Origin of the sequence: Helicobacter bilis, from assembly GCF_001999985.1 — a bacterium.
Taxonomy (GTDB): Bacteria; Campylobacterota; Campylobacteria; order Campylobacterales; family Helicobacteraceae; genus Helicobacter_A; species Helicobacter_A rappini.
The window spans coordinates 805,745-820,699 of the sequence record NZ_CP019645.1; the positions used below are offsets into that span (position 1 = coordinate 805,745).

Sequence of the window (14,955 nt, forward strand, 5' to 3'; positions counted from 1 at the left end):
CTAAACTAGCTCCATGCTAGAGTCTTATTATCTATCCCATCATCTTGCGGTCGCCCTGTTGTCGCCTTATTCTCTACTGCTTTTATTTTCTCTTGCAACTCATTTAATGCGTTCTCATTATCTTGTATAAATGTATCTAGCTTTTGTGTTTGCTTATTTATCTCATCTGTATTTGCCTGTATAAGTGTTTCTAGTGTGGCTTTTAGATTCTGTAAGTCTGTGATATTATGATTATTATTTAAATCTCTTAGAATCTCATTTTTTACATTCTCTAACTCTTTTTGTATATGCGTTTGCAAAGTAGGGCTAATTGTGCTTTGAGTTAGCTCTTGTATTAAATCTTGTTTTGCTTGCTCTTTTGCTTGTTCTAAGTTTTGCATTAAGGCTTCTAACTCTTGCTTTTTAATCTCTAGTTCCTCTTTTGCTAGGGCAAGTTTTTCTAACTCCGCTTCAATGTCGCTTTCTTGTTTAAGTGCTTCTAGGGCATCTTGTATTTCTGTGAAACCGCTTTGAATACGCATAAAAGCGATATGGGCTGCCGCTTCTGCTTCAGCCCTTAATAATTCATCATTCTTTAATATCTCTTTTGCCTTTTCTTTCAAGGCAAGTGCTACGAAATCTTTTACTACCGCATGACTTAGCTTCTCTTGTAATAACTCTAGGACTAGATTCTCAAACCGCTTTATCACTTCCTCATTTGCAATTAAAGCGTTTAATATTGCTTCTTGTGTGAGATTTGTTACAAAATATAAAGCTACTTGCTTAATGCTTTCATCAGTTATAGAATCTTTTTCTAGCAAAATGTGTTCTGTTGTGCTTTGTGTAACTATGTTTATAATCTCTTGCTTTAGTGATTCTATTTCAAAGCTATTATGAAGTCTTTCTAAAATCTCTTGCAGCATAGAGTCTTTATGTGATTTAATATAGTTATCAAACTCTAGCAAAACGATTTTACACGCCTCCCTAAACGCTTCTTTTTCCCTGTCTAAATCATTTATATAAGTTTGCTTTGTTTCTAGTAAATTTTCTTTCAAAGATTCTATATACGCATTTAAGTCTTGTATTTTATTTTCTGCGTTAAATTTCGTTTCATTGATATATAACAAAAAGTCGTTTTTAACCCCTGCAATCGCTTCTTTTAACTCATTTTTTAAGCTTTCAGCATTAACATTATTTGCTACAAACTCGCTTATTTTTGTTTGCAACTCTTGCATTAAGACTTCATTTAGGGCTTGTTGCTCTAAGGCGGCTTTTATTACTTCATTTAAGTCGATTTGACTTTGTAAAAGCTGTATTAACTCTGTTTTTGTTTCTTCTTTAATGTGTGGCAGGGTTTGTTTTAGATTCTCTTTTAGGGCATTTTGCGTGTTTTCTTGTATGGAATCGATTAGGCTTTGTGTGTTTTTAAGATTGTCTATAATCACATTTAAGTCGATTTCATTATGCAAATTATCTGTTTTTTGTGTGATTATTTCATGTATTTTTGCGCTTACTTCTTGTTGTAGCGTGGTTTTAAAAGTCTCCAAAAAGATATTTGCATTTTTTTCTAAGTCTTGTTGTAACTCTGGCTTTAAGTCTTTTAACTCTCTTTTAACCCATTTTGTAGTAATGTCTTGGTATTCATTAGCCTCACTCTCTAGCTTGTTTTCTAGATGTCTTGTAGCCCTTTCTAAATCGCTTTTTAACTGCCTGCTTACTTGTTGCAAGTCTGTATAAAGTGTTTCATAAAGCTCGGTGTTGTCTTGTGTGTTTAGGGTGTTGAGTTGGTTTTGGAGTTGGGTTAGTTTTTCAGCGAGTAGCATTGTTTTATCCTTTTGTTTTAATCTTTTCTTTGTTGTAGCTTTCATCTTGGTTATGCGATTTAAGGGATTAAGTAGTTTTTATGATAGTCATTACCGCTTAAGGTAACTCCCATCATAAAAACTACTTAAAACCCATAAAGCCATAACGCAATCTTAGAAAGCTTTGTTTGCTTTTCCTTGTCATGTTGCGTTACAAAATATCCAACAATTAAAGCATATCTACGCTGTAAATTAAAGGGGTTATTTTGTAGTCTTTTTGCCTGTCCTGCAAAACTCTAAATCGTTTTCAATAAACTTGTAATATGCCCTTAAATACGTTTGAAACTCTGTAAAGTCATTATAATCTTTTGCTTGTGGTTTTATTCTCTCTGGAATCTCGCATTTTGTAGGGATTAAAACCTCTTTTATAACGACTTTTTCTGCACATGCTATAAAAAACAAAGGAATTGCAACTAACATTAAATATTTCATTCTGTATCCTTTAGGCAATAGCTACTTTATTTGCTCTTTATATTCTGTTAAAGGGACTCTATTTTCATGCCTACTTATTCCGCTTAATTCTTGTTCGATTCGATTGTAGCTACTATTATAAAGCTTAATGCAGCCATAAGTCTGGTTTATCTCATATAGCTTAACAAAGTTTTCAATCTGTTCTCTTTCCTCATAATCGCTACTTTTATGCCTTTCATACTGCATAAAATAATCTAGGTTTTCAATCTGTATTTTATGAAATCTAGGCTTTGTATGCGGTAATAACTCAAATTCTATCGCCCCACTTCCTTGCATAACATAAAAAGGTGTATCATTAAACATATAATTTTCATTCACCTTTAAAAGCTTTGTCCCTGCCATTATCATGCTTATTTTGTGTTTGTGGGTTATGTAGCCGTCTTCATTAAAGATTACCATTCGATACATTTTTTCGGTTTCCTTTGTAAATAATCTTGCGTTGTCTTGCGGCTGCTTTTAAATGATTCTTCGCTCAAGGCTCGGTCATTATCGTTTAGATAACTCCCTTCGCCTTTCACTCGAAAACATTTAAAATCAGCTCGCAATACTTCCGCATTCGCCACTTACTTTTTGCGGGCATGTTGTAAAAAAGTAGAGTTTTGCTAACTTAAATCCTTATGTTTTTGGTCAATAAACTCTGCTTCTCTTGCGCCCTATTTAATTGCGTCCTTAACTCATCTTTTAAATCTGTAAATAAAGCCTTAGCGTTTTTAATATGCTCTATTGGTTTATCTAGCATAATAAAAAGACTTAAGGTTGCCCCTTGCAATAATGCCCTTAAGAAAAGATGACTTAAAGGAATATCTTCAGCATCATTATCAATATAAAAGCTACCTAAAATCTCTAAAGCGCCTGTGCTAAAAGGCTCTAGCCTTACACTTTGCGTGTCTAATACGATTAATTTTGTAGCATTATCATGTATTGCACTGCTTAATCTCTGCAAAGAGATTACGCTGTTATTAAACTTTGCTTGATAGATATAAGCAATGTTTTTAATCTTTATTGCCTTGTCTGTATCTAGTGTTTCTGTATGGATACAGACATTTTGTTTAAATTCACTGATTAAATCATTTGCGCTTTGGATAATCACTTGTTTAATGAGATTTTCACTTAAAGTGCGTGAATTTCCCATTTTTTCTTTTAAAAGCTCGGTTAGCGTTTGGAGTTCTAACATGTAAATCCTTTATAAAGTTTTGTTTGTTTTGAAATTTGTCTCATTGAGATGAAGTAAAAACCTCTTTGTCATTTTGAGCGTGTGCTGAAAAATCCTTTTTGCAAATAAAAAGATGTTTGGGCTAACGCCTCAACGAGACAAGAAAAGGGCAAAAATTAAAAAAGCAAAACAAATACAAATGAAATTAAACAAGTTTTTTATACTGAAATAAAGGGGGTTAAAAAAGATATGCTGTGCGAACATATCTTTAGAAAGGAAGTAAGGAAAAAGGATAGGACCTTTTACAGCCCCGTTAGAATTATAACAGGTTTTAAAGTATTTAAGAAGTTTTTTATAAGCTTTAATTATGTGTTTGTAGTATAATTTTGTTGCCGCTTGAGTTTGCAGACTTAAGCGGTAATATTTCTCTTTTCTAGCAAGAGCAGAAAGGAGGTATATTAAATGATAAACAAGCTTATTATAATAGCTTTATTGCTATTTGTTCTTTTTGTTAGTGTGGCATATTAACAAAATTTAGTAAATATTACAATTTGTTACAATGCTAGATAGTAACAGAAAGGAGGCTTTGTTTTATCATGTTTATTTATGGGTGTTACTTTTTTGTTGCCAACTTAAATCAGATTCTAAGATTTACATTATAGCTTTAAGGGCTTTTTTGAAAAAATAGCTATCGGTTATAAAGTTTAGAGACCAAGCGTGAAGTATTTTTGATTGATTTTAAATGTTTTCAAGCGAGGGGCGAAGGGAGTGTATATTAAATACATGACCGAGCTTTGAGTGCAGAATCATTTAAAAGCAACAAAAAGACAAACGCTAAGCTTGTATAAGTGGTAAATCATAACTTATAACATTATCCTTAACTACAATATAAATATGTGTCTCAATCCATGTTCCCTGAATATTTTTCGCCCTAAATCCTATCTTATACAATCCTTCCTTATCTTTGCTAAACACCATTACACGCCCTTTTATAATCTCATTATCTAGCATAAATTCGCATTCATTATTACTGAAAATATGCATTCCATAGAGTTCTAGCGTTTCGTTTGTTTGTATCTCTTTTTTCACTGCATAAATGAAAATATCTTGACTTCCAGCACCAAGTAGCATAATTTCATTACTTCTATTGACTAGATTTTCAATACATTTATTCAGTTTAGAATCTAGATTTACATCTTCTGTATCTTTGATTTTTGAAATAATATCAATCGCATTGCTTATATGATTATTCCCGTTTTTATCGCTTTGACTTAGGGCGTTTAGATTGCTTGCATTGGCGATTATTTGCATTAACTGCGTGTAGATATTTGCCCTTTGTATATTTGCATTATCTGTAACGCTAATCTTTGTTACATAAGCTTGGATTACACTTATAATTGCTTCACTTAATGCCTTTGTAGCTTCTGCCTTTGCCCTTATCACATTTATTTCTAGCTCCACCCTTTTTTGATATAGGCTAAATTCTAGCTCCTTTTCTCTTTGCATGAGTTCTTGCAGCCTTAAAGCATTATTACATGCAATCTCAAATATCTTTATATCTAACTGGGCTTTTTCATTTGGGCTTAGATTTGCCCTATCAACTTCTTTTAAGAAAAAAGAATTATAGATTTTATTTTGTATTTCGTTTAGATTCTCAAAAAATTGATGTGTGTCTAGCATTTTTAATCCTTAATTTATAGATAACAACAAAAAGATATAAAAAGGCTTGATTTAATTGTATTGTAGTATAATTTTATTACCGCTTGAGTTGGTAGCTTAAGCGGTAAATTTCTCTTTTCTAGCAAGAGTTAGAAAGGAGGGTTTGACATGTTCAACAAAGTCATTATAATAGCTTTCTTGCTATTTGTGCTTTTTGTTAGTATCGCATATTAACAAATTCTTTTAAATATTACAATTTGTTACAATGCTAGATAGTAACAGAAAGGAGGCTTTAAGTTTAACATGTTTTTACAAATAAATCAAAAATCCTTTTTTATTTGGTGTTATGCCTTTATTTCGTTACTTTACTTTGTCATACCGCTCTTGTCATGTTGAGGCAAAGGCAAAACATCTTTATTTTCATGCTAGTGAGATGTTTCGGCTTTGCCTCAACATGACAAATCTGCCTGTTTGCTTTAACTAGATTCTAAGATTTGCATTATGGCTTTAAGGGCTTTTTTGAAAAAATAGCTAGGAGTTACCTTTGTTGGTAATGACTAGCTTATTTTTTCAAAAATCGCTTAAATGTATAATCGAAGCTGAATCTTAAAAAAAGACAAACGCTTACGCTAAAGGGGTTAAGCGAACAAACCCCTTATCCCCACTACTTCCAAAACTCGTAAAATTAATCCTTATGCTATCCCCTGCCCTAAAGAATAATATTATATGCTTTTTCTGTCCCTCTCGTGCGATTTTATAACTATTGTTATAATCCTGCCAACCAACACCCCGCCAACCTTTCCATTCTATATTGCCGCTAGAATCTCTAGTAACATGCCAATAATACCTATAACGCTTCGTATTAATCCCCTCTAAACTACCACTTCCGCCAACAACTGAAAAATTCTTATCCTTGTGGTTTAGGTTTATAAAATTCCCCCTATTGCCATTTTGTGAGAAGTAGTTATCATAAGCGTTTCCGCTACCATGACTATTCCAAACATAATGCCCCTCTGTAAAGGTATGCCTCAAATTCTCGTTTATATCCCCACTTCCTGCTTGCATTTGTGCTAAGAGTAAAAAGCTTCTGCCTGTGTTGTTTGTGATGATGTGTTCTGTGGTTTGTGCTGTGCCGGTGATTAATCGTTCTGCTACTTGCTGCATTTTTTATCCTTTCGTAAAATATTCGTCTTTGTTATTTCATTTCAAAGATTAAGGTAAAAAATAGCTAGTCATTATCCCAAAAGATAACTCCTAGCTATTTTTTACCTTAAAGCTTTAAAAGCAAATAATCAAATACTAGAATATGGGTTTTTGTTTGCGTGGTTTGTTTTGCTTTTTGGCATATTGCCTTGTCATGTTGAGGCGTTAGCGTGAAGTATTTTTGATGAATTTTTGCGGTTTTCGAGTGAAAGGCGAAGGGAGTGTATATTAAATACATGACCAAGCCTTGAGCGAAGAAGTCGCAAAAAGACAAACGCCTAACTTAATAAAATATATCCACACTTCCCCCTGCTCCAATACTTACATTTATGCTAGTCTCACTCTCTGGTATATCCACAATGCTAAACTTCATTTCCCCAAACTGCCCATTTCCCCCTGCATTTCCCACGCCACCTTGCGCGGTTACAAAACTGCCAAAGGAAGAGGGCGTGCCTCTTGTTGTGGCATTATTTGCCCCTGTGCCACCTAAGACATTTACAAACACTCTTTTTACATTTTGTGGCTTATTCCAGGTTGTTGTCTGTGTGAAATTTTCATGAGTTAAATCACTCATTAAAAAAGAAAATGTGCTTTTTAGCTGACTTATTGTCTGTTCTGTGAGTTCATTTATAGATTCTAAACTGCTTTCTTTTTGTGAATCTATGCTTTGTAAATGCTCTTCTTTCTTCGTCTCTAGCTCTGTTTGAGAGTTTTGCAGGGCATTTGGGATTGTTGTATTTATGCCCTCTTGTATTAAAGTCTGTGCTTCTTGTCCTTTATTTTGCAAGTTTAAAAGCCATGTCTCATACTCTTGCCTTACATTTTGATCAAGTGTGGTCGTGTTATTTTTGATTTGTTCTAATAGTCTTTGGGCTTCTGTGCGAATCTCTTGCATACCCTCTGTTTTAATCGCATTTAAGGCTTCTTGTGATTGTGTAGCAAAGCTGTTTAAATGCGTATTATGCTCTTGTATCATTGTATTGACATTGTTTTCTACTTGCTGTGTTTTTGTTTCTATCTCTTGGAGTTTAGAGTCTAGATTTGTATTTGCTTGTGTGGTGTTGTTTTCTATTTCTTGTATTTTTTCCTCACCTTTTTGAATGATAGATTCTAGGCTTTCTTCTAGCTTGGTTTGGAGTTGTGTCTCATGTGTGCTTGCCTCTTGTCGTATCTCATTTAGCCCATTTTCTTTTGCTTGTTCTAACTCGGCTTTTTTAGAATCTAGCGTATTTGTTATCTCTTGCTTTTTATTTTCTGCTTCTTGTATGAAGTTTTGCGTATGTGTTTCTAGTTCGGCTTTTTTCTCATCGCCTTTTGCTGTGATAGATTCTAAGCTTTTTTCGCTTAAATCTGTGATTGCTTGGAGGTATAACTCTTTTTTAGTATTGCATTCTGTGGCTAGTTCATTTGCCTTTGTCTCTAACTCTAAAAGCCCCTCTGTTTTCTTTGTATCTAGGGCTTGTAAAGATTCATCACGCAAGGCTGTTAGTCTTGCATTTACTTCAGTATCAAGGGCTTTTACTTCTTGGAGTCTATTGTTTGCAACAGAATTTATCTCATTGATTGTGTCTGTTTTTATTTGATTTGATTCTACTATGAAATCTTGGGCTTGTGTTTGGAGTTGTGCTAAAAGCTTGTTGAATGCTTCTTGCAAACCTGTGTAATTATCTTGCAAATCTCTTTCATACTCTTCTTTTTTTAGCATTAACGCAGCTATTGCGTTATTTAACTCTGTATTTAAGAAATCTCGCATATCATTTAAAAGGCTTTCGTTATTCTCTGTAAGCCTCTCAAACTCTTCTATGGCTTGTTCTAAATTCCCTATATTATGTTCTATAAGCTGTAATTTCTCATAGGTTTGTGTAACCTTTTGCATGGTGTTTTTTGTATCGGCTAAATCTAGCTGACAAGCATCATGCAGGGCTTCTATTTCATTACGCAGGGCAAGGGAAGTAGCGTTTGCATTATCTATTTCTTTTAAGGCTTGCATGATGTAGCCGTTTGCAAGTCTCACCATTTCGCTAAATCTCTTATTCATCGCTTCAATGTCAATGACTGCTACCTCAATGCTTTCTTTATTGTCTTTAAGCAATTCTACATGATAGAGATAAAAGTCATTTAAAATACGCATAATAGCAATGAGTTCAGTAATGCCCCTTAGGCTTAAATCTGTTTTAATAATAAAGTTTGCATTCTGTGTGAGTGCGTTTTGCATATCTGTATAAACTTTTTCTAGCCTGTCTTTATCGGCTTGGGTTATGCTTTGTGGGGGATTTATTGGGTTTGCTAGGTCTGCTTTTTTATCTTTTACTTCTTGGGCTATTTGTTTATCCACTTCTTGCATGGCGTTATGTAATTGCTCTGTAATGCTTTGGGCTTGTGTAGATTCTGTTTGTGTGTCTTGTGTTTTAGAATCTAGTGCATTTGCTTCGCCCATCTTTTGGCTTTCATCTGGGCTAGAATCTGCTTGTGTGTTTTGTGTAACTTCTGCTATTGTTGTTCTTTGAAATTCTTGTGTGTCATTCATATTTAATCCTTTTTTAATTTTAAAAGCTTTCATCTCGTGGTAACAAATTAATGATTTACCCTTTTGTCATGTTGAGCCGCAAGGCGAAATATCTCTAGCTTTGCAAATAAAAAGATGTTTGGGCTTTGATGACAAATCTGCCTGTTTGCTTTAACTGCAAACTAGAGACTTTAAAGCGTGAAGTATTTTGAGGCGATTTTAAGTGTTGTTGAAATTTTTGTGAAGGGAGTTACCTATAATAGGTAATGACCGAACAAAAATTGATAACTCACTTAAAAGCGTCCAAAAGACAAACGCCACTTAAACAATTTTTCCCATACACTTTTACTTACTTCATGCTTCAGGGCGTGTATTTGCTTATCATGCAGGGCTTGAAGTTTTTTTACTTTTTCAATCTCTAGTCTTAAATCTGCCAACATTTGCCCATGCAATAAAAAGTCTGTTTGCAAATCGGTTATACAATTAGTATTTACTTCTTCTCTCTCTTTTAACTCTTGGGGGTTAAAATCCTTAACTTTTTGCAAACTTGTTTCTAGCTTTTGGATTCTAAATGCAACTGTAGACAAAGGATCTGCAATCTCAATAATAGGCTTTGCCCTATCGAGTAAATCACTATGCAAACCCTCTTTTATCTTTAGGTTATAAATATCACCTGCGTTTTTATCTGCAATACCTTCGGTTTTATTAATCTTAGAGAGTAGGTATTGACTATTTTCTGCATGTTCTTTTAAGGTTTTCTGCAACGAAAATGTAAAATCTTGCAAACCCTTAATCTCTTGTATAAGTGTATTCACCACTTCGCCTAAATTGCCCTCGCTTTTTTGTTGCTCTTTTAGCTCTTGTATTTCTTTTGTGAGATTTGTTACAATTTCTTGTAATTCTTTTATTTGTAATTGCTGAATGTCTTTATCTTGTGGTGTTTTACGCCTTAGTGCCATTTGTTATCCTTTTTTAATTTTTTAAAGCTTTCATCTCGTGGTAACAAATTAATGATTTACCTTTTTTTATAGCAGGAAAGTGGTTTATCTGCCTTTTAGGCTGCCTTGCTTTTTAGCTTTATCGCCTTGCATGTAACTAAACTAGATTCTAAGATTTGCAAATTGCAAACTAGAGACTTTAAAGCGTGAAGTATGTGCTGCGGCAATTTTAAGGGTTATTGAGATTTTTTGAGAGGGAGTGTATTATACATACATGACCGAACAAAAAAGCGATAATTCCCTTAAAAGTGTCCGCAAGACAAACGCTAACTAAATTTTATTCTTTAGAATAAAACAACCCAATCGTGGCAAAATCCTGCCCACTATACTTTAATAACCCATTATCATCTTCACCAAATCTAGCCTTAGCAATTGCCATAACTCTATCCATACCTACTGCGATTTTTCTTCCTGCATCTTTTTGTTCTACATACATTCTAGGGCTTAGATTCCCAGCGATTAACAATGCACTAGCTCCAATTAAAAAGCCAATTGACACTGGCTGTGCGTCTGCATAATCACTAGGCTTTACAATCTTATTATGTGTGTTATCTTTATTTAAAAAGCGTAAAAAGTCTTTATCTTTGACTTCAGAATTGCATAATCCCGCTGCTGCTTCACTCCATACGCCAAAGTCTAATACTGGACAGCCATCAATCATGCCTACTAATCCCATAAAAAGATTATTGCTAGGTCCTCTCTCCCCTGCGTATTTTTGCATGTCTCGCCATTCTTCATCATTCTTTAACTGCTGGATTCCATAGCTATCAAGCATAATAATATAAGAATAGTGCATTGTGCTTATGCCGCCATTACTCATGCTTTGTGCGCGGATTGGTTTAAGTGGGAAAATCTCTCTATTTTTATAATCAATGCCAGTCCTTGCTAGAAAAATCGCCCTGCGGATTGCTTTAACGCTGATTGTATCGCCCTTTTGTATCTTTTTACTTGCATTTTTGACACTTGTCTCAGCTGTGGTGTCTTTGTAGCCATTTGTGGCATCAGCTACTACGCAGTTTGTTAAATCATTTGTTAAAGCGGCTATAAATTGCTTATCTCTTGTATCCATCATCCATGTAGCAAGGCTATCTTTTGCTTCTTTTTCAAAGTCAATAAACTGCATTTCACTATAATGAAATACTGGGCTTAATAAACCATTACCGCTAATTTTTGGGTAAATTGTCTGATTTAGGATTTCCATTTCATCATAATTTGTTTGAAATTCCTCATTATCTTGGACTCCTGTGCCGGTCAATCTTGCTTTAAGTCGTGGGCGGAATGGCTGTTTATTTGCGATTTGATAACTTCTTATGCCTCTGTCGCTTCCCTGCCCTACAAGTGGTTCAAAAGGGCTTTTAATCCAACTCATAGACTCTATTTCTTTGCCGATTTCAATGCCTATGTTAGGGTTATTTATAATATCTGTTAGAGTGTAACTCATTGTCTTAGCTCCTGTGTTGTGAGTATTTGTTTTGTATATTAGTTTGTTTTTGTGTTCATTTAAAGGGGGGGATATTTTGTTTTTTATTTTTTCTTTTTTAAAGCTTTCATTTTGGTTATACATTTCGCAAATTTTCTAAATTTTGACTAGTCATTATCGCTTAGATAACTCCTAGCCAAAATTTAGAAAAAATTACAAAAGCTATAACGCAATCTTAAAAAGCTGGTTTTGTCTTTTGCATGGTTTTAGGGCTTTGTTGCGTTTATGTGGTTTCTTTGCTTTGTGGTGTTATTTTATGTTGTGTAAAAACATGTTAAAAACAAAGCCTCCTTTCTGGCTCTTGCTAGAAAAGAGAAAATTGCCGCTTAAGTTCGTAGCTTAAGCGGCAGTAAAATTATACTTCAAATCTACAAATAAAAGCTTCTTTAGCAAAAGACAGAGACTAACAAAACTTATAACATTCCATTTTGTATTAAATTATCTAAATTCTTATCTGTTGTATTTTGTGGTAAGCCATGATTCTTTCCATCGATTGCAAGTTGTGTAACAAGCTTGCCTATTTCTTTTTGTAGAAAATCTTTATCGACTTTGTGTTTGAGTGTAACTCTGTGTGTGATAAGTAGGCGATAATATATTACACTTATGCTTTCCTCACCGTCCCACTCTTCCACTTCATAAGGTTGAATGCTAAACTCCCCTGTTGCAATGCTATCTACATAAAAGTATTGTGTTTTTATTGTGTGTCTAAACCCTTCGCCATCATAACTTGCAATAAATATTTTATGATTGCTATCGCTAAATACATAATCCCCTTTTTGAAACGCATATTTTTTTAGGGTTAAATCTGTCCTACTTAGATTAACCTGCCTTAAATAAAATCTTTTATTTACATTTTCTTCTTTACTCTCAAATTCCTTTTTCTTTATCTCTCTTTGTTTTGTGTAGTTTTCTATAATCTTTTTTGCTTCTTCTTCACTTGGAGGGGTTCTTTTGCCCTGTGTTTTTTCTTTGCAAATATGTGGGGAATAAAACCATGCCTCTTTACTCTCTGTTAATTCCACAAAACCAAACTTTAGCTTACTCTCCTCGCTTAATTGGCTGTATAGATTCATATAATCTCTATAATATCTGTCTATGCTTTCATCGATTAAATCAAGCTTTAAATAATGCGTGATTTTTGGCTGATAGCCCTCTTTGTATCTGTTTTGTGAATCTTTTAGCTGTTTATGTGCGATTTGGTTATTAAAGCGTTTTATGCTTGGGTTTATTTCTTGTTCTTGCATATCTGTTGGGATATGTGCTTTTACTTCGCAAATATCGTTAAATTCTCGCAAAGCCTTATATCTTTTGCAATAATGCAAACTGCATAACGCCAAAACACCCCCTTTTACCACTTGTGCGACTGCGGCTTCTTGTGCTAAATCTTTTGTAATATCAATTTCTTGTGCTTTTTCTAGCTTTATATTAAAACCCCTTTTACTATACTCATAGTCATAATGATTGCTGCCGGGCATTTCTTTACTCTGTCTGTTTCGCATGGTATCTAGAATCTTGCCCTCGTTTTCATTTGAATGCTCTCTTTTTTCTTGCGGGTTTTCTTCTTGTGGTTCTTTTGCAAAGTCTATTTCGTTAGTATCATCTTTTCCGGGTGCTGTTGGGTTAATATCAGGTATTGCCTGACTTAAATCTTTACCGCTTTTTTTCATTACCTTTTTAACCCTTGCTTTAAATGCGGGGAGATAATTATCCATAATATACATTATGCTTAACTCATCAAGCTCAGCATAGCCTTCTTCATGCACTAAGTCGTTAAACTCTTCTTTTTGCATTTCTATATAGTTTGTTACCCCGCTTAATAATTCTTGTTTGTTGCCATCGCTAATCTTAGCCCAAGTTACAAACATCTTTATCACAAAATACAACTCATTTATATAATCTGGGTATTCCCAAAATTTTTTAGTAAAGGTATAAATTATTTCTAATCCTAATTGCGCTAAAGCTAAAACTGCACTCATAAGCTGTCCTACTAATGGGATAAATTGAGATCCAATACTTGCAGCGGTTAAAACATAACTAGCTACATCTTTTGTTAATGAGACAATACCCCATTTCATATCTTGTAGCACCTTTAATCGTCTTAGCTTTCTGTAAAAATGTGTTGCTAAATCAAAGATTAAATCTATTTCTTCATTATCTAAAACAATCATGGGTAAATTATCACTTTTAAAGCTTGTTAGCATAAAGGGATATTTGTCTAAAAAGCTTTGGTTGTAAGGGTAGGTGTGTTCTCTTACATCTTCTACTTTATACATTGTTATTTATCCTTTCTTTTTAAAAGCTTTCATTTTGGTTATACATTCTGCAAATTTTCTAAATTTTAGCTAGTTACATACGACTAGTATGCGCCTAGCTAAAATTTAGAAAAAGTTACAAAAGCTATAACGCAACCTTAAAAAGCTGGGTTTTGTTTGCCTGTTTTTAAATCTTTGTTTGCCTTTCTCTTGTCATGTTGAGGCGTTAGCCGAAACATCTTTACTTGCATAAAGGTTAGATGTTTCGTGCTTTACACTCAACAAGACAAGGAAAGGGGCGGACATGACAAGTGTGTCTGTTTGCTTTACTTCTTTACATGATTTCCCTTCATAAAAGTAAAAATCTTATTTGCTGTTATACAATTTTGTATAGATTTGTTGTATTTTTGTTTCACTTATACTTTCAGGCGAAAAGCTTGGCATATATAAGCCTCCTTCTCTTACAAACCTTAAAAAAGTTTCATAGCTTATATGTTTATTCTCAATAGGTAATAATAGATTTTCATTTAATACATGGCATTTTTTACATTCTGTATCCTCTAAGGCTTTAATGTTATTTTTTATTAATACAATTTTCCCATCTGCATCTTGCATTTTTTGCCTATCTCTTAAAGACACTAAAACACTAGCATTTGAATCTATGCCTAAAATGATATCATCTAGCTTTGCGTTTAGTTGTATATATAAAAATAAGGCTAAAGCAGCAAAAGCTATTATTGTTTTTGTATTCATTGCAATTACCTTTATATGTCTTTTTCTTTATTTGCTTGTGTTTTAGATTCTGTTTGTGTGGTGTGTGTTTGTGCTAGCTCTTTTAGTTTGTTTTCTTGTTGTGTGCTTTGTGGCTTACCTGTTAGGGCTTCTTGTAATAAGGAGTCTGTATGTATCATCTCTTTAAATTCTTTTTCATATCGATTCCGCATAAGTCTGTAAATCTCTAGTTTTATAGCTACCCATATTAAAATGCTTATGTTAAAGGGTGTTGTGCCAAGTAAGATAATGGCTACAAGTTGCAAGGTTTGATATTCTTGCAGGGCATCACTTTTAAACATAGCAGAAACGCTTAAAATAACAACTAAGCTAACGAAAAATTGCATTAAAGCGCAAAAGCTTAAAAATCGCCACTTCACACCCTTTTCATCAACAAAAAACTCTACACCCCGACTCATATATTCCATAGCATAGAATATACTTATGCTTAAGAATGGGAGTATAAAGAATTGATAATAATCATAAATAATATTTCCAATTGTTTTTAGCATTTTGCTTTTTATCCTTATGGTTTATTGTTGAGTCTCTCACTTGTCATGTTGAGGCAAAGCCGAAACATCTTTACTTGTAAATAAAAAGGATTTTACCCGCCTTGCAAAA

General features: G+C 33.7%; 12 protein-coding genes. All 12 read right to left on the reverse strand.

From position 1 onward, the window contains the following. Window positions 1-5: 5 nt before the first annotated feature. The 12 genes from XJ32_RS03840 to XJ32_RS03895 all read right to left on the reverse strand — a co-directional run bounded on the left by XJ32_RS03840 (window position 6) and on the right by XJ32_RS03895 (window position 14,846). Window positions 6-1,802 (reverse strand): coiled-coil domain-containing protein, encoded by a 1,797-nt coding sequence (locus XJ32_RS03840; RefSeq protein ID WP_077388411.1) that lies wholly within the window; start codon window positions 1,800-1,802, stop codon window positions 6-8. 240 nt (window positions 1,803-2,042) lie between these two features. Beyond that, window positions 2,043-2,273 carry a hypothetical protein gene (locus tag XJ32_RS03845; protein ID WP_077388412.1) on the reverse strand — a complete coding sequence of 77 codons (231 nt, stop codon included), beginning with the start codon at window positions 2,271-2,273 and terminating at the stop codon, window positions 2,043-2,045. A gap of 21 nt (window positions 2,274-2,294) precedes the next feature. Then, window positions 2,295-2,720, reverse strand: coding sequence for a hypothetical protein (locus XJ32_RS03850; RefSeq protein ID WP_155761459.1), 426 nt, complete (start codon window positions 2,718-2,720; stop codon window positions 2,295-2,297). 199 nt (window positions 2,721-2,919) lie between these two features. Further along, a complete protein-coding gene (locus XJ32_RS03855; RefSeq protein ID WP_077388414.1) occupies window positions 2,920-3,486 on the reverse strand; it encodes a hypothetical protein in 567 nt (188 codons plus the stop codon). Window positions 3,487-4,299: 813 nt separating this feature from the next. Beyond that, window positions 4,300-5,145 carry a hypothetical protein gene (locus XJ32_RS12710; RefSeq protein WP_254422471.1) on the reverse strand — a complete coding sequence of 282 codons (846 nt, stop codon included), beginning with the start codon at window positions 5,143-5,145 and terminating at the stop codon, window positions 4,300-4,302. 603 nt (window positions 5,146-5,748) lie between these two features. Beyond that, entirely contained in the window at window positions 5,749-6,288 is a 540-nt protein-coding gene (locus tag XJ32_RS03865; RefSeq protein ID WP_077388415.1) for a hypothetical protein, read from the reverse strand. A gap of 322 nt (window positions 6,289-6,610) precedes the next feature. Beyond that, entirely contained in the window at window positions 6,611-8,854 is a 2,244-nt protein-coding gene (locus tag XJ32_RS03870; RefSeq protein ID WP_077388197.1) for a coiled-coil domain-containing protein, read from the reverse strand. Window positions 8,855-9,126: 272 nt separating this feature from the next. Continuing rightward, complete coding sequence (locus XJ32_RS03875) at window positions 9,127-9,792, reverse strand: hypothetical protein (protein ID WP_077388196.1); 666 nt, start codon at window positions 9,790-9,792, stop codon at window positions 9,127-9,129. Window positions 9,793-10,108: 316 nt separating this feature from the next. Next, window positions 10,109-11,272 carry a phage capsid family protein gene (locus tag XJ32_RS03880; RefSeq protein WP_005219796.1) on the reverse strand — a complete coding sequence of 388 codons (1,164 nt, stop codon included), beginning with the start codon at window positions 11,270-11,272 and terminating at the stop codon, window positions 10,109-10,111. A gap of 452 nt (window positions 11,273-11,724) precedes the next feature. Next, complete coding sequence (locus XJ32_RS12715; protein WP_254422472.1) at window positions 11,725-13,584, reverse strand: hypothetical protein; 1,860 nt, start codon at window positions 13,582-13,584, stop codon at window positions 11,725-11,727. A 345-nt stretch (window positions 13,585-13,929) separates the two neighbouring features. Further along, window positions 13,930-14,316, reverse strand: coding sequence for a hypothetical protein (locus XJ32_RS03890; protein ID WP_077388195.1), 387 nt, complete (start codon window positions 14,314-14,316; stop codon window positions 13,930-13,932). An 11-nt stretch (window positions 14,317-14,327) separates the two neighbouring features. Beyond that, window positions 14,328-14,846: a hypothetical protein gene (locus tag XJ32_RS03895; protein WP_077388194.1), complete on the reverse strand. Its 519-nt coding sequence runs from the start codon at window positions 14,844-14,846 to the stop codon at window positions 14,328-14,330. Window positions 14,847-14,955: the final 109 nt, after the last annotated feature.